Origin of the sequence: Paenibacillus tundrae, assembly GCF_036884255.1 — a bacterium.
Classification (GTDB): domain Bacteria; phylum Bacillota; class Bacilli; order Paenibacillales; family Paenibacillaceae; genus Paenibacillus.
On record NZ_CP145605.1, the window covers coordinates 1,272,832 to 1,290,856 of the forward strand.

16 protein-coding genes are annotated in these 18,025 nt (G+C 45.3%); 8 read left to right on the forward strand and 8 right to left on the reverse strand.

The annotated features are described in order from the left end of the window. Positions 1-14 precede the first annotated feature (14 nt). Entirely contained in the window at positions 15-776 is a 762-nt protein-coding gene (locus tag V6W81_RS05500) for a TIGR02206 family membrane protein (protein ID WP_145051229.1), read from the forward strand. A gap of 88 nt (positions 777-864) precedes the next feature. Here V6W81_RS05500 and V6W81_RS05505 read toward each other — a convergent pair whose 3' ends face one another. The 3 genes from V6W81_RS05505 to V6W81_RS05515 all read right to left on the reverse strand — a co-directional run bounded on the left by V6W81_RS05505 (position 865) and on the right by V6W81_RS05515 (position 3,286). Then, positions 865-1,659, reverse strand: coding sequence for an SDR family oxidoreductase (locus tag V6W81_RS05505; protein WP_145051226.1), 795 nt, complete (start codon positions 1,657-1,659; stop codon positions 865-867). A 208-nt stretch (positions 1,660-1,867) separates the two neighbouring features. Then, positions 1,868-2,125, reverse strand: coding sequence for a YqkE family protein (locus tag V6W81_RS05510; protein ID WP_145051223.1), 258 nt, complete (start codon positions 2,123-2,125; stop codon positions 1,868-1,870). A gap of 519 nt (positions 2,126-2,644) precedes the next feature. Further along, positions 2,645-3,286, reverse strand: coding sequence for a peptidylprolyl isomerase (locus V6W81_RS05515; RefSeq protein ID WP_338541972.1), 642 nt, complete (start codon positions 3,284-3,286; stop codon positions 2,645-2,647). Positions 3,287-3,545: 259 nt separating this feature from the next. On the opposite strand from V6W81_RS05515, the gene V6W81_RS05520 reads away from it, so the two are divergent. Continuing rightward, the gene (locus V6W81_RS05520; protein WP_145051216.1) at positions 3,546-4,766 is read left to right on the forward strand and encodes an MFS transporter; all 1,221 of its coding nucleotides are present in this window, start codon (positions 3,546-3,548) and stop codon (positions 4,764-4,766) included. Between the two features lie 190 nt (positions 4,767-4,956). On the opposite strand, the gene V6W81_RS05525 is transcribed toward V6W81_RS05520, so the two are convergent. From V6W81_RS05525 to V6W81_RS05535, 3 genes are all read right to left on the reverse strand, one after another. Continuing rightward, positions 4,957-5,145 carry a hypothetical protein gene (locus V6W81_RS05525; RefSeq protein ID WP_338541974.1) on the reverse strand — a complete coding sequence of 63 codons (189 nt, stop codon included), beginning with the start codon at positions 5,143-5,145 and terminating at the stop codon, positions 4,957-4,959. A 50-nt stretch (positions 5,146-5,195) separates the two neighbouring features. Then, complete coding sequence (locus tag V6W81_RS05530) at positions 5,196-5,570, reverse strand: hypothetical protein (RefSeq protein ID WP_338541975.1); 375 nt, start codon at positions 5,568-5,570, stop codon at positions 5,196-5,198. A 160-nt stretch (positions 5,571-5,730) separates the two neighbouring features. After that, positions 5,731-5,892: a hypothetical protein gene (locus V6W81_RS05535; protein ID WP_186323339.1), complete on the reverse strand. Its 162-nt coding sequence runs from the start codon at positions 5,890-5,892 to the stop codon at positions 5,731-5,733. A 146-nt stretch (positions 5,893-6,038) separates the two neighbouring features. Between V6W81_RS05535 and V6W81_RS05540 the strand changes: the two genes are divergently transcribed. The 3 genes from V6W81_RS05540 to V6W81_RS05550 all read left to right on the forward strand — a co-directional run bounded on the left by V6W81_RS05540 (position 6,039) and on the right by V6W81_RS05550 (position 9,284). Then, positions 6,039-6,320 (forward strand): hypothetical protein, encoded by a 282-nt coding sequence (locus tag V6W81_RS05540; RefSeq protein WP_145051207.1) that lies wholly within the window; start codon positions 6,039-6,041, stop codon positions 6,318-6,320. A 174-nt stretch (positions 6,321-6,494) separates the two neighbouring features. Further along, positions 6,495-8,396: a HAMP domain-containing sensor histidine kinase gene (locus tag V6W81_RS05545; RefSeq protein ID WP_338541977.1), complete on the forward strand. Its 1,902-nt coding sequence runs from the start codon at positions 6,495-6,497 to the stop codon at positions 8,394-8,396. Positions 8,397-8,549: 153 nt separating this feature from the next. Then, complete coding sequence (locus tag V6W81_RS05550; protein WP_145051201.1) at positions 8,550-9,284, forward strand: hypothetical protein; 735 nt, start codon at positions 8,550-8,552, stop codon at positions 9,282-9,284. Between the two features lie 134 nt (positions 9,285-9,418). Here the strand turns inward: V6W81_RS05550 and V6W81_RS05555 are convergent, their stop codons facing one another. Further along, positions 9,419-10,681 (reverse strand): acyltransferase, encoded by a 1,263-nt coding sequence (locus V6W81_RS05555; RefSeq protein ID WP_338541979.1) that lies wholly within the window; start codon positions 10,679-10,681, stop codon positions 9,419-9,421. A 136-nt stretch (positions 10,682-10,817) separates the two neighbouring features. Beyond that, positions 10,818-11,822: an LCP family protein gene (locus V6W81_RS05560; RefSeq protein ID WP_338541981.1), complete on the reverse strand. Its 1,005-nt coding sequence runs from the start codon at positions 11,820-11,822 to the stop codon at positions 10,818-10,820. A 308-nt stretch (positions 11,823-12,130) separates the two neighbouring features. On the opposite strand from V6W81_RS05560, the gene V6W81_RS05565 reads away from it, so the two are divergent. The 3 genes from V6W81_RS05565 to V6W81_RS05575 all read left to right on the forward strand — a co-directional run bounded on the left by V6W81_RS05565 (position 12,131) and on the right by V6W81_RS05575 (position 18,015). Then, entirely contained in the window at positions 12,131-12,682 is a 552-nt protein-coding gene (locus V6W81_RS05565; RefSeq protein WP_338541983.1) for an undecaprenyl-diphosphatase, read from the forward strand. A 267-nt stretch (positions 12,683-12,949) separates the two neighbouring features. Beyond that, entirely contained in the window at positions 12,950-14,689 is a 1,740-nt protein-coding gene (locus tag V6W81_RS05570) for a methyl-accepting chemotaxis protein (protein ID WP_338541985.1), read from the forward strand. 332 nt (positions 14,690-15,021) lie between these two features. Further along, a complete protein-coding gene (locus tag V6W81_RS05575; RefSeq protein ID WP_338543948.1) occupies positions 15,022-18,015 on the forward strand; it encodes a glycoside hydrolase family 9 protein in 2,994 nt (997 codons plus the stop codon). Positions 18,016-18,025: the final 10 nt, after the last annotated feature.

Genomic DNA, 18,025 nt, shown 5'->3' on the forward strand with positions numbered 1-18,025 from the left:
GAAAGGAGAGACGTATGGCATTTCCCTCATGGCTCGACCCATTTGACGCCGAACCCTTTGTCTTTTTTTCCAAATCACATCTGTGGGCCATGGCATGTATAGCCGTTGGACTCTTACTAACATATCTGTTTCGAAACGAATTGAGAGCAATGTCTGATCGCACAAGGCGGAACATACGTATCTATCTGGCTTTGTTCATGTTCGGCTGTGAGATTGTGCTGCAGGCCTGGTACATCTATGGAGGTGTATGGAGCCTACGAACCTCGTTGCCTCTTGAACTGTGTAGTCTTTCGTTGCTACTATCCGGGGTTGTATTGTTAACTCGTAGCCGCTTGTTGCATAGTGCGCTGCTCTTTGCTGGCATTGCGGGAGCCCTTATGGCGATTGTGACGCCGAACTTGGGATATGCCTATCCGCATTTTCGTTTTATTCAATTTTTTACTGCACATGCCTGTATTATTCTTGCTTTACTCTATATGACTTGGGTGGAACAGCTTCGTCCAACCTGGCGTTCTGTTGTGGCTTCCATGGTATTCGTTAATGTGGCGGCATTCGTTGTGTATATTATGGATGTAATCCTTGATGCGAATTATATGTTTCTTCGACACAAGCCTGATACTGCTTCAGTGCTTGATTTATTAGGGCCTTATCCTGTCTATATTTTAGGAGAAGAGATTCTTGCTATAGTGATGTTCTCACTGATGTATGGTTTATTCTTTGCCATTCCAGCGCGAGTAAGAAGCCGGATGAAGAGAGATAGAGGTACGACGTTCTGAGAAGCATCATGGTATATGTATAGTATAATCCCGTAGCGTCCTGTCGCAGGCGCTAGCGGGATTATTAAGTTTGAGGTAGAAATCCGTATTAGCCGCGTAACAGGGATTCTGCACCATCGACATAGATGCGTGTACCCGTTACATGGGAAGATTCATCCGAAGCGAGGAAGAGCACCACGTTGGCTACCTGCTTAGAAGAACCGGCTTCATCCTTCAACGGATGCTCATGCCCTTCAGGGAACTCGACAGGAATCTGAACTTCCTTGAGGTCATCGGATGGATAGGTATTATCGTCAATATTGGTATCGATTGCGCCCGGACAGACGGCATTTACGCGGATTTTATATTGTGCAAGTTCGAGTGCGGCCATCTTTGTAAATGCAGTTTGTCCAGCTTTACTGGAAGCGTATGCAGAAAATCCGATATTGGAGAACACACGATTACCATTGATTGAACTTGTGATGATCATACTGCCGCCACGTTCCTTCATGTGGGGGATCGCATATTTAATCGTTGCAAAGGTACCACGCATATTGATCTCCATGGTCTGATCCCAGTCTTCGATTTCCATCGTTTCGATGGGCGCCATCGAACCATTGATACCTGCATTAGCAAAGACGATATCCAGTTGGCCAGCGCTTTCTGCAACCTGATTAATGGCCTGCTGTACCTGGTCGGGCTTAGATATATCACATTCGATAACGTGTGCCTCGCCACCGATATTTTCAATGGAGTTTTTTGTTTCTTCCGCGTTCTCAGGTGTTCGATCCAGCAAATACACTTTAGCGCCGTGCTCGGCAAATCGGATGGCAGTTGCTTGACCTATACCTGATCCACCTCCTGTAACAATAGCTACTTTACCTTCTAAACGTTGTTCAGTCATCCTGATCCCTCCGTTTATAATAGATATGCATAGTAAGTATCTTCTCTATTTCTACATACCCGACCCATAGCTAGTGAATCAGAAGGGGAGAAGGACTCGGCAACTTATACCGTTGAAGGGAAGGAGAACATGCGATAAGTAGCCCTCGAAATTGAAAAAGACCCAGAACCGCTGTGCGATTCTAGGCCTGTACCTACATAAAAACAACTTATTTATGCTTCTTCCAATCCAGAGAGCTGTTATTTAATAAATACTCAAAATCATTATCTCGGCGCTTCTGCTCGGCCTTGCGCGCTTCGTCTGCCTTGATGCGCTCTTGCTCTTTCCGCTGAGCTTCTGCGGCTTTGGCTTCATCTGCCTGAGCCTTTAATTTCTCAAGCACATCACTGCTTAGCAGATCCTTCAAGGTCGTTGGTTTATCCTGAGCTGCCTTGGGAGCAGGTGTGTGTTTTTTCGATTTTGCCATCATAAAATCTCCTTTCGTGCGGTGAATCAAGGTTCCCTATATCAATCAGTAGTCATAGTATATCAGGTTACTAAGCCCCAATCCATGAATATGCGGAAGAAAAGCAGGAAATGAATACTCTTGTGACGAATGAAAATGGGTATCAATTCATATGATAATACCGATACTGCGACTATCCCCCTGATGAAAGGAGTCGTTGTTCGTGGAAATGAATCGGAGTTTATTGAAAGGGCTTGCATGGGGCATTGCCTTTAGCTGCCCACTGTGGATTGCCATCATCGGTTGGTTGCGATTGTTAGGTGGGCTTCTTTGAATGAAGCAGCGCAAGAGATGATTTCCTTTTATAATATTACTTATGCAAGCGCTACCAATAGTTAAAGCTCTGCCTTGCGATTTCGCATAAGGCAGAGCTTTTGTTTGTGTATGGCTGAACACTTCCGAAGGAAAAAACTCGTAAGCATCCACTTATTTCGGCTGAATTCCATATTCGACGCTGAGATGACGCCCTATTCGATGGAATTAAGGCATCTTCACCGGTTCTGGATACTCCAGCCCGTGGGTGTCCACCGTTACTTTTTTCATCACTTGGTTGGTAAGGGGTCTATCTTGGTCACCACGCTGCTGAGCTGCAATCGCGTCAACGACTTCCATACCTTCTGTCACTTTGCCGAACGAAGCGAAGGTGTTATCCAGATGCTCCGCGTTTCCAAGCATAATGAAAAATTGTGATCCCGCTGAATCCAATGAGTCCGCACGTGCCATAGAGATAACTCCACGTGTGTGCAACAGGGTGTTTTTATGACCATTAGAATTAAATTCACCTTTGATGCTATAACCTGGACCACCTCTACCGTTACCGTCTGGATCGCCACCTTGGATCATGAAGCCTGGAATAACGCGGTGAAAGATCGTACCGTCATAGAATCCTTTGTTCGCGAGTGAAATAAAGTTATTCACCGTATTTGGAGCAATGTCCGGGTATAGCTCAATAACAATTTTTTGCCCGTCTTCCATTTCAATGGTAGCGACAGGATTAGGGCCTTCAGGCTCTACCGGAGCTGGCGTCGCACTATTGGAAGGGCGACCACAACCACTAATAACAATGAGCAGTAACGCCATGATCAGCGATGCAGCTATTGATTTTTTCCGACGATTAATCATGAACAAGTTCCCCCTTGGTTCTTTTGCTATCGTAGTATTCATCCTTGATTACGATAAGATAGTCCATCAACTATCATACCTGTTTTATATCCTTTATAGCAATCTATGACACCGTTTATACCTTATAGGGATGGTCTTCAATAAAGTATAGGTGTAAAATAAGGAAAATGCTTCCTCAGACAGGGACGTACGGGTCTGTTCCGTTCGCTCCAATACACGGCAGTCCCGGCGTCAATGATGGAAAGGACGTGCGGGGGATATGAACTTCTCGTGGAAGCGTAATCTGGCGATTTTGTGGATCGGTGTATTTTTTTGCAGTACAGCATACTCGATATCTATTCCGTTTCTCCCACTGTTTCTGAGCAACGATCTTGGTGTTCAGAATCACTTGGAGTTCTGGTCAGGTCTTGCATTTGGCATTACCTTTCTGGCAAGTGCGCTGGTGTCTCCGTTCTGGGGATCACTAGCTGACAAATACGGGCGTAAGCCCATGCTGATTCGGTCAGGATACAGCCTTGCGGTATTGTATTTAATCAATTATTTCGTGCAAGATCCATATTCTCTCATTGTGGTACGTCTGTTTCAAGGATTGCTGGCTGGTTTTGTTCCGGCAGCGATTGCCCTTGTAGGTACGAATACACCAGAAGAGAAGACAGGCTATGCCCTTGGAGTGATGTCCACGGCAGGGGCTACCGGTGGAATTATCGGTCCCTTAATTGGTGGGATTGTCAGTCATTACTATGGTAATCGGAATGCTTTCTTATTTTCGGCAATTGTTGTATTAGTCTCGGCGCTGATCGCAACGTTCTGGGTGAGGGAAGAGAATTTTAATCGGAATAAACCGCGCTCTCATGTGATGGATGATATTCGTGAAGCCAGAGCGAATCGTGTGTTTATTACGGTGCTTGGTATGATGGGCATATGTACTTTTTCCGTAATGATCTTAGAGCCTTTACTGACGGTATATGTAATGGAGATGGGCGTTCAGCCAGATCGAGCCTCCTTAAGCTCAGGAATTATATTCTCTGCGGTGGGTGTGGCTACAGTCATCATGGCGCCTCGTTGGGGCAAGATCGGTTCACGAATCGGATTCGGCAAAGTGTTAATCATCGGATTGGTTGGCGGGGCCGTGGGTAATTTGTTGCAATTTTTCACCACAGGTTACATTGGATTTGGCATACTTCGGTTTGTCTATGGACTGTTCTTCGCAGCAGTCTTCCCAGCGATCAATGCCATGATTGTACAAGTAACGGATTCGAGCTTTCGTGGCAGAGCGTTCAGCCTCAATCAATCTGCTGCTCAGATTGGCACAATGGCAGGGCCGATTATTGGCGGTATTCTCGGTGGCTGGCTACCGATCCGGTGGATCTTCATCATTAATGGTATCGCGTTGCTAGCGACTGCCATCGTTGCTAAGTGGTCTGGTCTGGAGCATAAGTTGCCTGGTGCGAGCCAAGCTCCTACGAAGGGCAAAACGTGATGGATGTTGTAAAAAGAAGAATGAATGATGACAAGGGGGGACTGCGCGCGGGATGTAGTTCCGCCTTGCTTGTCTATGTCACCAACAGGGAAGGCGTTCATTCATCTTCGCTACGTCAAGAAACCCCTTCTCTGTAAGAAGAGGTTTCAGCTACAATAATAAGGTACTTTTATGTGTATAACATTAGCTATCAATTAGAAGCATCCTTCGAATCTGGTTCTTCCTTAGGGATGGCATGCTCCACTGCATCACGCTGATCTTCATCCTTAAGTGCATCTGGGAATGAGTCTTCCGTGAACAGGCCGAAGTCTGGATCAATATCTCGTTCTGTAACCAGATTATCCGGTTCTGGTTTAGGTCGAGCGTGCTCGTCCTTCATGAGTCTCAGCCTCCTTCAGTTCAGAATCTTAGTTGTGCAAGTTGGGCCAATTAGCGACCAGGCAGGATATCGTCCTGAGGTTTTGCATTCGCGCCAAAGCCGTTCAACAAGTCTGTGCCGTGAAGTGCATCCGGATCAGGTGCAGCAGGGTCAACAGGGCTGTCTGGCTGAACAAGGTCAGCATCTGGAACAGATTCCAGCGAAGGTTCTGCTGTTCTAGACTCCAACTCTCGATCTCCTTCAGCTGTTGCCGCTACAGGGTACATTTCAGGTTCTTCTTCCATTTCGATCCGCCTGCCCGAAACTTCATCAAATGTATCCATGTCTCCTACAGGAACCTCGGTTTCTGGCGGAATATCGCGTGACCTTTGATAACGGTCGAAGTAACGGTCGCTTTCTCCATTGCTAATTGGTTTATCTGACATGAGTAGCAACTCCCTTCAGTCCTATTTATTAAGGTGGAACGTGATCTGTGATCGTATGTGTGAAGTCATCTTACTTCGTAGTTACCCAAAGGGCTGGTATTGTAATCTTACTCTCCCACCAATATTGTCCCCTCAGACTCTTCAAGTATGAATGGGTCAATTAAAATTTAGGAAATACATATTTGACCAAGAAGTACAGGAAACCGAAGAAAATTAGAACATATGCTGCATATTTAATAAATGTGGCTGCAACCATACTAGAGTCTGATTTTTGTTGAATATCTTTGTGCTCAACCTCAACCGTTTTGTGTGGCTCGTTCATTCGAATCATCTCCTCGTGGATGTTTGGTTTTACTTTGAGGAACCATTACACCAGGAAGAGCGAGTTGAATCGTAAGTACCGTTTTTACAGCATTACATGATTTGGCTATGGTATGATGGAGCATGAACACATAGGAGGGATACCCCTTGGAATGGTACACACTTGGTCATATGATTACACGAATTCGTATTGGACAAAAGGCTTCTACACCGGGATTCTCCCGTACGGTAATTCGTCGTCCAGATGGTTTGTTTTGGGTTGGGGGAATATGGGCTGGACAAGTTGTACAGCTAAGAGATTTTTTATTCTCAGACATTTGGACTATATATGAGGATGAGGATACGGAACAGTGGTTGGCATTTCGCGACTCGTATGAACGCAAAGAGCAAGAGATGATTGTAAACCAGTTTGAAGATTTGCGGGACTGAATCATTGTTCTCATTCGATTTCTTAACAGTTAATTGGAAAAAAATATAAACTTAAACTAAAATGTGATTTTTCATTTAAATTTAGAAGGTGACACGTGAAACTTTGGCGAAAATAGATGGTAGAGTTAACGGGGTCAAAGAAGCGGAGAAAATAAGAACTTTGAGGTGCTGTGAATGAAAAATGTGCCCAAAGCTATCGTCGTCTTATGGATTGGTTTATTGATACTCCTGTACTGGCCGCTGGAGGTTCGTGCCGCGGTTATACAAGAGAACGACAAGCCTGTTCCGATTATGACGTGGGAAGTCAAGTGGGGGAATGCACACGATCGGGGATTTATAAGTGAAGCGAAGCATTATGATGAAGTGTGGGAACGGCAAGGGGTAGATAAATTAGAGAATAGTATAATTAACCCGCCTTCCGGATCACTTTGGACTCGCTTGACCATTCCTGAGATACAAGAGGATAATGATGCAATTCGGTTCGAAAATATCAAAGGTCAACATATTGTCATTTACTTGGAAGACCAGAAGGTATACGAGAACTATCATTATAATTACGATAACAATGCAGTACTATTGCCATTGACGATGGAGAACTCTAACCAGAAGCTGTATGTATGGGCAGAGAATACGGATGGTCAAATAGGGATATACGGGACGGTTGAGGTAGGGCCTTATAGTGTCCTACAGGGAGAGTTTATGCGCAACGGCTTATTGGATGTGATATTGGGAGCAACGTTCCTATTCACAGCTCTTGCGATGTTAAGCTGCACCTTCTTTCTTGGGAAATTTTATACCGGATTATGGATTTCATTAATCATTGTCATAAGTTCCATTGGCACGATGATTATTACGTACTCGCCATTTCTGTACACATTCTACCAAATACATGGGAATTTGTATTCTGTTCTATTTGATCTATCCATGTTAACAGGGATGCCTGCTTTATGTTATTTCTTCGAACAGGTTATTGGAAGTGGGCCTTATCGGATCTTCACCAAGCTACGCAAGTTTCAACTCATGTACTCTATGGTAGCTATCCTAGCATTAATTTTATATTTTGTTTCTAGTGGTGAGTGGGATCTGTTCTATGTCCTGTTGGTTCAAAAAGGGAACGGTATTATTCTCGTCATTTTATTAACTTTATTAATGATTGGTACCGTTACTAAGGCGCTTCAGCGAGATCGGGAAGGAATATTGCTCGCGGCGGGTTATGGGACATTTGCGTTGGTGAGCATTGCAGAATTGGTATTCTATTATCAACGTAATGGGATGTATCATCTGTTGTGGTGGAAGTGGGCCATCGTTATATTCATCGTATCGCTTATTGCTATTCTCGGTAATCGATTCGCAGCGAAGCATACAAAGGTCATTGAATATTCCAAAGAATTGGAGCTGTTCAATAACGAGTTGCAACGGTCGGAGAAGATGGAGATTATTAGTGAACTTGCTGCTTCGGTAGCTCACGAGGTCCGTAATCCACTACAGGTTACAAGAGGTTTTCTGCAGCTCATGACAGAGCAGGAGGATAATAAAAACAAAGGGTACGTGCGGATTGCGTTGGAAGAACTTGATCGAGCATCAGGGATCATAACGGACTTCCTTACATTTGCCAAACCGGAGTTTGATCATATCATCTCTCTTAATATTGCGGATGAATTCAATCATATTGAAGGCATTCTCGTGCCGATGGCTAATCTAGAGGGTGGTAAGATCACAACAGATATTCCTCCAGATTTATGGATCAGAGGTAATTCGTCTAAGTTCAAACAAGCTTTTATTAATATTATTAAAAATAGTATTGAGGCTCTACAAGGAACCGGTCAGATCGATATTTGGGCATATGCTCAAGATGGTACCGTTAAGGTACATGTGCGGGATAACGGAGAAGGAATGGACGAAGAGGCGCTAGTTCGTCTTGGAGAGCCCTATTTCTCGAATAAAATCAAAGGCACAGGACTGGGCATGATGGTGACATTCAGGATTGTAGAAGCCATGCATGGTGAGATCACGTTTACAAGTACCAAAGGTGTAGGGACAGAAGCCGTTGTAACTTTTGCTGAGTTCGTCGAGTGACGAATCGGCAGAAGTGTGCAGCGGCTTATTGCTGTGGTTGATTAGTCTATCATGTAATCATTTAATGAATGATGCAAAATCTTGGAATAAAAAAGCAAGGATTAGGTTCACACTAGAGAAAACGAACCTCGACATAGGAAAGGCGGTACAGTAATGAAACTCAGATGGAAAACATGGTTGGCTAGTGGGATCATAGCCACATTCGTAGTAGCCTCCAATGGATATGCAGTATCTGCACACTCGTTCTCCGAACCGAACAACACGCCAAAGGAAAATTCATCTTCCACGTCCGCTCCCAATAAACTACCTTGCATTCAAGCAGGACATGGGCTGTTTATGATTGGCGAGACGGCAGATCTACTGGGGATTGGCCTTCGGGATTTGAAGGAACAGATGGAGCTTGGCAAAACATTGTCTCAGATCGCAAAGGAAAGAAAAGGTCTTAGCGAGGAACAATTGCTGCAGAAGTTAAAGCCTTCTCTTACGAAGCGCTTAGATCAAGCCACAGCTGATGGTTGTTTAACGAAAGAACAAGCTGCAGCTGCCAAGGCAAGTATGGATGAGAAGCTGAAGAAGGTTATCAACACGCCACTGAGGGAGTTGCGACGGGAATTTGCAGGTCATGGCAGAAAACATCCTGCTATGAATCAGAAGACGATCGCGAAGTTTATTGGTATTACTCCGGATCAGCTCGAAGAGCAGCTGAGACAGGGAAAGTCACTAGCCCAAATCGCGGAAGCTCATGGCATTAGTGAAACACAACTGATTAATAAGATGAAAGAGGAATTAACAGGTGATCTGAAGCGATTGGTTCATCGAAAGGGAGGGGCACATGCTGCTCCTCATGAGCATGCTCCAGGACATCCAGCTGCTGCTGAATCAGAATGAGAATGAGCTCAAGAAACAGGTCAGGGCATCCATGTCTATCCGATGGATGCCCTGATCGATTTGTAAGCCAATATTTTTCAAGCAAAAGTTGCTTGGAAATGAGTCAGTGAAAAAACATTAACATCAATGGTAAATTAATGAACATCAGGTTCAGCTAACGCTTGTTGCTTAGTTGATAGCGATGTACTGTACCCGGCCTTTTGCCTCGGTAGTGATTCATCAGTGCTGCGTATTGGTGAATTCGAACGTTTCCTCCTTTGCAGCCCAACGGTAAACCGGGAGCCAGGCAACTTCGATAGTCCCCAGCTTATCGCAAGTGAGATCGATACAGTTACCAAGAAGGAAAGTAGTGTAACAGGTAAGTGCAAGCCTGTTAATAGTAACGGTCTAGTCACATAAGCAATGCAATAGATAATTAAGGCGTGTACCAAGTATCCGCCGAACGAATAACGGCCAATCCACGTAAATAGTTGCTGGAAGCGAGTATTTTTGCTGCGAAGTAAAACAAGGAATCCATATAACATCAGCATCTGCGCCATGATAATGATGAATGTTGTTGGCTTCAGATAGGTGGAAATATTCAGATTCACAATATCCCCAGAGCCCTTAAGCACATCGTAACCTAGCCAGATATACATACCGATGAAGAGGCATACCAACCAAGGTAACGCCCGAACCATCCAATGCCTCCAATGTTCTATGCCCCAAGCACATACAGCTCCAAGTAAGAAATAGAACCAATACATTGCCCAGGAGTAGGAGCGGTACTCCAGCAATGTTGACCAAGGTGGAGAGAGAGCTGCTGTCCAGCCAGCCATGTCATAATAAGACCACTTCATCAGCATTGTATATAATGCTGCCGCAATGAGAACAAGTGCGATAACCGACTGTGTTCCCGTCAATTTGGTCATCTTCCCTAGTTTCCTCTGTACGAACTGCGCTGCTCGAAGGAATAACGGGAACAATACGTAGAACTGAAATACCATAAGGACAAACCAGAGGTGATACCCCGTCTGAGGAAGGAACAACTCACGGATGAAGCTTCGAACATCAAATGTACCTGATTGCCAGAACTCAGGTGTGAAAATGCGTACCGCCAGCCAGTAGATTAGAGTCCACAGCACAAAAGGCACATAAATATCCCCAAACCGTTTACGGATAAAACGTGGGTAGTCGGGCTTCTTATGACTATGATGATAAAATAACAGCACGCCTGCTAGAAATACAAATGTAGGTGTACCAAAACGAGTCAGGTGGTAAATCATCGTTAACATAATGGAATCCGGCTGTGCAATATCTGCACGATAGATATATTCTGCTATATTGTGTTGCATAACGATGGCAAGAAACGCCATACCTCGTAGCTGTGTCCATTCTTCAATACGCGGTTTGCTCACATGTCACCGCCTCCTTGCAAATAAACATTCACCTCTAAGGGTACCGTTCTAACATTAAGAGGGCATTAAATGGCGAGAATTGGATAAAAAAAAGGTGGCGAATCGCCACCTTAACGGAATGTTGTGTATGTGTATGCTAATTTAGATCTTTGTTTTGATCTGGATTCGCTGCGTCATCCTCTGGAGTTTCTGCATCTTGTGCGAATAAATCTTGAATATAGGCTTGGAGCCTAGCTTCGTTCACACCAAGAACCTGAGCGGAGCCTACAAGCTCATTCGTCAGTAACTTATTTGGTGGAATCTGTTGCTTGTCAATCTCATTCGCATTAATGTCGAAGCCGAGTGCTGCCAGTTTGAGCATCTGGGTTGGACTGAGATCTGTCTCGATATAAGGAGCAACGGCTTCCAGAATGTCTGGAATCTTGAAGAGCGATGTGGTGCTCTGCATCTTCTTAGCAAGCTCTGTTATGAAGATTCGCTGACGCTCCGTTCGAGTGAAGTCGGAGGTTGCGTCATGTCTGAAACGAACATATTGGAGAGCTGTTTTTCCATCCATATGCTGTAGCCCTTTTTTTAAATCGATATCATACATATGCTTGTCTGCTTTGCTGGTGTAGTACATGTCTTTCTCCACGTCGATATCTAGACCACCGACCGCGTCTACAAGCGCTATGAAGCCAGTGAAATCAGTGTAAACGTAATGCTGAATCGGAATACCAAGCAAGTTGCTGACAGTTTCCTTCGTCAGTTCGGCACCGCCATATGAGAAGGCTGCATTCAATCTGCTTTTGCCGTGTCCGGGAATGCTAACGTACGTGTCCCGCAATACAGAGAAGAGATGTGCCTTTTTGGTGACAGGATCGATCGAAGCGATCATAACCGAGTCGGAACGCCCCGCGTCATCTCCCCGGGAGTCTCCTCCAAGCAACAAAATGTTAACGCGCTCTTTGCCGTCCCATTTGGGAATCGTGGCAGTTGGTGTTTCATTCGTTTCTGTCTCGGATGAGGGTTCGGATGAAGAGCCGGCTGCTGTCGAGATACTATTGGCAAAATGAACGATTGAATATCCGTAGTATACAATGACGCCTGTAACAATGAGCGCCAAGGTTAGGGCTGTCCCCCATAACCATTTTTTGTGCATAATCTTCACCTTTCTTAGACATTTGTATCAGCATTTTGCATCCTTTAAAGCGAATGGCTTCGAAATGCAGGATATAGATTAATAGGATTATTCTGATCTAGATCCTACCGATTCGGAAGTCACTCTTGGGATTGAAGCAAACTGCTCTCGTATATGTAACCCAAATCATTTTAACAAAAAGTAAGGCAAATGTCCTGTTTGATTTCGAAAGTTCGGTTGATTCGTGGTTTGTTTGACAAATAGTTAGTCTATATTTAATATGTAAAAAATAATCTAGGTTTGTGTAATGGGGGTATTAAGCTTCGAATATGAATCAATCTATTTTTAACTGGATTAATCAGTTCGCGGATCGAATTCCGCTGCTTGACTGGTTTATGATTACCTCAGCTGAGTATGCCGTATGGGTCATGATTGCTCTGCTTGTCCTGGTATGGTTTGTTGGGGATGCCCACAAGCAGCGCATCGTGTTCTATGCGTGCGTGTCTTCTATAGTGGCACTTGTGTTAGCGAAATGGGGCATTTCTCCTATCGTAGGCCATCCTAGGCCTTTTATGGAAGGTGTTGTGAACCAGCTCGTTCCACATGTGCCTGATCCATCTTTTCCAAGTAAGCATGCATCCTTTGTCTTTGCGCTTGCTGCGGCATCGTTTTTCATTGGCCGTCGCTTCGGCTCCTGGATGTTATTACTGGCTGTGCTAACAGGTGTATCACGCGTCTATGTGGGGGTTCATTACCCAGGAGATATTGTAGGTGGATTCATTCTGGGAAGTTTGGTCAGCGTCATTTTGATTGTTACACGTCAATACACGAAGTCCGTTCCTGACTTTTTCATTCAGATTCATCAAAGAATTTTTCGCTAATTCATCAGTTTGAGAAATTTACCTCACTTATAGTAAAAGCCAATATAGAAAAAGCGAAAATAAAAAGAGCCTCATTTTTATGGCGTTGCCAGGAAAATGAGGCTTTTTGTGCTGTGAATTTCCGAACATATTCTGAGCTTTTACTAAAGTGATTGTAAATTTTCATTGTTAAATGAAATTTATGAAAGATGGATGGGATATATCTACAATTTACGACGGAGTTTGTCGATATAGTATTGATATGTACGATGCTAAGGAGTGGGAACTATGAAGAACACGTGGGGAAACGTGGCGGGGAAATTTAGGTTAACGATTCGCATGAAGTTATTACTTGGTTTTGCAATCGTGGTCGCATTGCTTGCCTTTGTAAGCATCTATTCAGCAACACAGATTAAGGACATGTCCAACAAGGCAAATGACATTGACCAGACGTGGATGCCTAGTGTAAGCCTTCTAGGTATGATGAATGGTGATGTATCCGATGTGGAGCGTCTTGCTTTGGCAGTGATCGTGGAAACGAGCCAAGAGGAGATTACCAAGCTCAATGAATCTTTGCAGTTTCTCTTAACCAAGATCGAGGATGAGCGTAAACAACTCGTTGCGCTGATTGGTAACAATGAAGAAGCCATGAAGCTATACAATGAGAGCTTTAGTCCAAACTACGATGCCTATGTGGAAAAGATGCCTGCATTCATTGAGTTCGGCAAAGATAACAATTATGGTGAGGCGAGTAGACTACATAGTGAATCCTATCCTCTATGGTATACTGCGAATGACACGATTGCTAAATTGATTGAACTTGGCAATACGGGATCAGATGCAGCTACGAATTCATCGGTTGAATCAGCCGATAGAGCCTTCGTCATTATTGTAGCTCTAAGTATTACAGCGATCGTACTCGCATTGTTTATTGCGATCTTTATCTCGATCATTATCTCCAGACCGATTCAAAAAATGAATGAGGCAGCGATGCTTATTGCAAATGGAGACCTGACAGGAGAGACAATTCTCCTTAAGAACAAGGATGAGCTGGGAACCCTCGCAGAATCCTTCAACGTTATGACAGGTAATTTGCGTAATATGATCCAATCTGTATCTATGACTTCGCAACAAGTTGCAGCTTCATCGGAAGAACTGCTGGCTAGTGCGGAGCAAAATACAAGTGCATCCAAACAAATCTCGGAAACAGTGGAAGAGCTGGCGGTAGGTACATCCGATCAAGTAAATATCGTTAAGCGTTCATCCCAAGCAATGAGCGAGATGGCTTTAGGTTCTGAACAAATTGCAGAGCTTGCTCAAAGTGTATCGGTATCAGCGGTAGATGCAGCTAATCAGTCTTCCGAAGGAAATATGATCATCAAACAGGCTGTAGAACAAATGGGATCTGTACGTAATTCCATTGCTTCCTTATCGTCATTAGTTACGGGATTGGGAGAACGTTCTACAGAGATCGGTAATATCACAGAGGTTATCAACAACATTGCTCGTCAAACGAACCTGCTTGCACTCAATGCTGCGATTGAAGCAGCTCGTGCAGGTGAGCATGGTAAAGGTTTCGCTGTCGTTGCTGGTGAAGTGCGTAAGCTGGCAGAGGAATCCTCGATCTCTGCACAGCGAATTACGGACCTGGTGCAATTGATTCAAAATGATACAGGCCATGCGGTACAAGCTGTGAAAGTGAACAGCAGCGAAACCGAAGCTGGAATCGAGATGGTAACTGCAGCAGGCCAAGCCTTCGAACAGATCTCAGATGCCGTGAACAAGGTAGCGGGTGAAATTCAAGAAGTATCAGCAGGCTCGGAAGAGATGTCAGCGAGTACGAATGAAGTTGTGGGATATGTAGATCAGATCTCCAATATTGCTGAGGAAGCTGCAGGGGGAGCACATAACGTATCTGCTGCAACGGAGGAACAGTTAGCTTCCATGGAAGAGATTGCATCATCCGCGAGTTCATTGTCCCAAATGGCAGAGGAACTGCAAGAACAGATCAATAAATTCAAGGTATAGTCTATACTGACATTTCGCTGCGTATTGGAATGAGCAGTGCAATGATGTAGCGGGCTTACTGGAATGCTAGTATGAATAGAAGTCGTTATCTGGCGGGATGTATTCCGTTAGGTGACGGCTTCTTTGGTATTGGTACATATCAAAGCTGAATATGTCACAACAATGTTATTTCAGAAGTCACCAATGCTTATATTGGAAGTTAGACAAAAGACTATAATGGAAATTAATGGTGGAATTAACAGGGAGTCACACCATAGAGAGGAGCGGGTTGGAATCGTTTTATACAAGGCAATGTGTAACAGAATTGATGAAGAGGAGATGAATGATTGGACATGAAACGAAGCTGGTGGAGGCGAATCGCAATCATTGCGTTGTCGGCAGGACTACTGGCAGGGAGTTTACCGGTGGGTACAGGATGGATAGGCAAGGCGGATGCGGCCGCTGGCACTCACAATTATGCAGAAGCTCTGCAGAAATCGATCTATTTCTATGAAACTCAACGTTCAGGTAAACTACCGGCGAATAACCGAGTGGAATGGCGGGGAGATTCAGGGCTACGTGACGGAGCCGATGTTGGTATTGATCTGACAGGTGGATGGCACGATGCTGGCGATCACGTGAAATTCGGTTTGCCGATGGCTTATTCAGCTACGATGCTGGCTTGGTCTGTAGTCGAATATCGCGACGGTTACGAGAATGCAGGACAGCTGGAAGAGATTAAGGAGAATATTAAGTGGGCGACAGACTACTTTGTGAAAGCGCATACGAAACCAAACGAACTATGGGGACAAGTTGGATCAGGACACGTGGATCATGCTTGGTGGGGGCCTGCAGAAGTGATGCAGATGAACCGTCCATCGTTCAAGATCGATGCTTCTTGCCCAGGTAGTGATCTTGCGGCAGAGACGGCAGCAGCGCTCGCAGCAGCTTCCATTGTATTTGCAGACGATGAACCGGAGTATTCGGCGAAGTTGCTCCGACATGCTAAGGAGCTATACAGCTTCGCAGATACGTATCGTGGTAAATACTCGGATTGTATTACGGATGCGCAGTCCTTCTACAATTCATGGTCGGGGTATTACGATGAACTGGCTTGGGGCGGAGCATGGCTTTATTTAGCTACTAATGATAGCGCTTACTTGTCCAAAGCAATTGCTGCTACCGATCAATGGTCGTCGGGTGGTCCTTCCAATTGGCCTTACACCTGGACACAGGGTTGGGATAACAAAAACTATGGAGCACAGATTCTTCTAGCCCGCATTACTTCCAGTCTGAATATGCCAGAGGCGACAAGGTTTATTCAGTCAACGGAGCGTAATCTGGATTATTGGTCGGTCGGTACCAATGGGCACAGAGTGACGTATACGCCAGGAGGCCTTGCTTGGTTGGATCAGTGGGGCTCGCTCCGCTATGCGTCGAGTGCGTCATTTATTGCATTTGTATATTCAGATTGGGTCAATGATCCTGTGAAAAAAGCAAGATATCAGGACTTCGCAGTTTCGCAAATGAACTACATCTTAGGGGATAACCCACGCCAGGGCAGTTATGTGGTTGGTTATGGGCAGAATGCTCCGGAGCATCCACATCATCGTACAGCTCACGGTTCATGGGTCAATAGTGAAAGTACCCCATCGAGTCACCGTCATATTTTGTATGGCGCCTTGGTCGGGGGTCCGAATGCATCAGATCAATACACGGATGATATTGGGGACTATGTTAGCAACGAGGTTGCAACCGACTATAATGCGGGATTCACGGGAGCGCTCGCGAAGATGAATCTATTGTTTGGTCAAGGGCATCAGCCTCTTGCCAACTTTCCTGCCCCTGAAGTAAAGGGGGATGAATTTTTCGTCGAAGCAGCCATTAAGGCTTCCGGTTCAAACTACACGGAGATTAGAGCCATGCTGAACAATCGCTCAGCCTGGCCTGCACGGATGGGGGATCAACTCTCATTTAAATACTTCCTTGATCTAAGTGAGATCTATGCGGCAGGGCGTACAGTCTCGGATGTCAATGTCACTGCATCTTATGCGGAAGGTGCAACGATCTCGCAACCTGTAGTCGTGGATGCAAGCCAACATATTTATGCAATTACCGCCGACTTCAGTGGAACCAAAATCTATCCTGGTGGAGAGGGGCACTATCGCAAAGAAATACAGTTTCGCATTACCGGCCCTCAAGGGGCTTGGAATCCGAATAACGACCACTCATTTCAGAATCTAGGTACTGGTAATGTGGCGAAAAGTACCAATCTACCCGTCTATGATGCTGGGGTACGCGTATATGGTGAGGAGCCAGGGATTGCTCCTGTAACGGTTCCAATCGCACCTGCTAACGTGCAGGCTCTAGCAGGAAGCGCGCAAGTAGCGCTCAACTGGACAGCAGTGCCAGGCGCCACATCCTACTCAGTGAAGCGTTCTGAGACAGCAGGTGGAACGTACACCTCTGTAGCCACTGGAATCAACGGGCTAACACATACAGATACCGGCTTAACGAACGGAACAACCTATTACTATGTCGTTACTGCGGTGAACTCTGCAGGAGAGTCAGGGAATTCTGTTCAAGTTTCGGCAACACCTCAGGCTACTACAGTCGTACCTGGTACGTTGACGTTAACTGGAACGGCGGGTAACGCTCAAACGATCTTATCTTGGACATCATCAACAGGAGCTGCAAGTTACAAAGTACAGCGTGCGCTTGCAGGAGGAGCCTACACGGATGTAGCAACAGGTTTAACTACACTTACCTATACCGATGAAGCGACAGTGAATGGGACGACATACAGCTACCGCATTATGGCTGTTAACGCAGCGGGGCAGACGTTGTCCAATGTTGTGACGCTGACACCAAGTGCGCCGCCAGCAACGACGGGCACATTGGAAGTTCAGTATCGAACTACAGGATCTGGCGTGTCCAGTAATGCAGTGACACCACAATTCATTGTGAAGAACACGGGAACTCAGGCGGTTGATCTGAGTACAGTGAAGCTACGTTACTATTTTACGAAGGATGGTTCAGTCGATCTGAGCTTCTGGTGTGACTATGCACAGGTGGGCGCTGCCAATATTGAAGGCCGGTTCGTAACGGTGAATCCGGCGAAGGGTACGGCAGATACCTATCTGGAGATAAGTTTTAAATCCGGTGCAGGCAGTCTAGCTCCTGGGGCGGAGACAGGTGTCATTCAGGCACGCTTCTCTAAGACCAACTGGAGCAATTTTGATCAGAGCAATGACTATTCTTATGATGCAACGAAGACGGCTTTTACTGCCTGGAGTCAAGTGACTGGATATCAGGGCAGCACACAAGTGTGGGGAATTGAACCATAATGACCCGTGG

Coding starts and splice junctions, on each gene's coding strand:
- V6W81_RS05500 (WP_145051229.1), top strand. CDS start 15: ATGGCATTTCCCTCATGGCTCGACCCATTTGACGCCGAACCCTTTGTC.
- V6W81_RS05505 (WP_145051226.1), bottom strand. CDS start 1,659: ATGACTGAACAACGTTTAGAAGGTAAAGTAGCTATTGTTACAGGAGGT.
- V6W81_RS05510 (WP_145051223.1), bottom strand. CDS start 2,125: ATGGCAAAATCGAAAAAACACACACCTGCTCCCAAGGCAGCTCAGGAT.
- V6W81_RS05515 (WP_338541972.1), bottom strand. CDS start 3,286: ATGATTAATCGTCGGAAAAAATCAATAGCTGCATCGCTGATCATGGCG.
- V6W81_RS05520 (WP_145051216.1), top strand. CDS start 3,546: ATGAACTTCTCGTGGAAGCGTAATCTGGCGATTTTGTGGATCGGTGTA.
- V6W81_RS05525 (WP_338541974.1), bottom strand. CDS start 5,145: ATGAAGGACGAGCACGCTCGACCTAAACCAGAACCGGATAATCTGGTT.
- V6W81_RS05530 (WP_338541975.1), bottom strand. CDS start 5,570: ATGTCAGATAAACCAATTAGCAATGGAGAAAGCGACCGTTACTTCGAC.
- V6W81_RS05535 (WP_186323339.1), bottom strand. CDS start 5,892: ATGAACGAGCCACACAAAACGGTTGAGGTTGAGCACAAAGATATTCAA.
- V6W81_RS05545 (WP_338541977.1), top strand. CDS start 6,495: ATGAAAAATGTGCCCAAAGCTATCGTCGTCTTATGGATTGGTTTATTG.
- V6W81_RS05550 (WP_145051201.1), top strand. CDS start 8,550: ATGAAACTCAGATGGAAAACATGGTTGGCTAGTGGGATCATAGCCACA.
- V6W81_RS05560 (WP_338541981.1), bottom strand. CDS start 11,822: ATGCACAAAAAATGGTTATGGGGGACAGCCCTAACCTTGGCGCTCATT.
- V6W81_RS05565 (WP_338541983.1), top strand. CDS start 12,131: ATGAATCAATCTATTTTTAACTGGATTAATCAGTTCGCGGATCGAATT.
- V6W81_RS05570 (WP_338541985.1), top strand. CDS start 12,950: ATGAAGAACACGTGGGGAAACGTGGCGGGGAAATTTAGGTTAACGATT.
- V6W81_RS05575 (WP_338543948.1), top strand. CDS start 15,022: ATGAAACGAAGCTGGTGGAGGCGAATCGCAATCATTGCGTTGTCGGCA.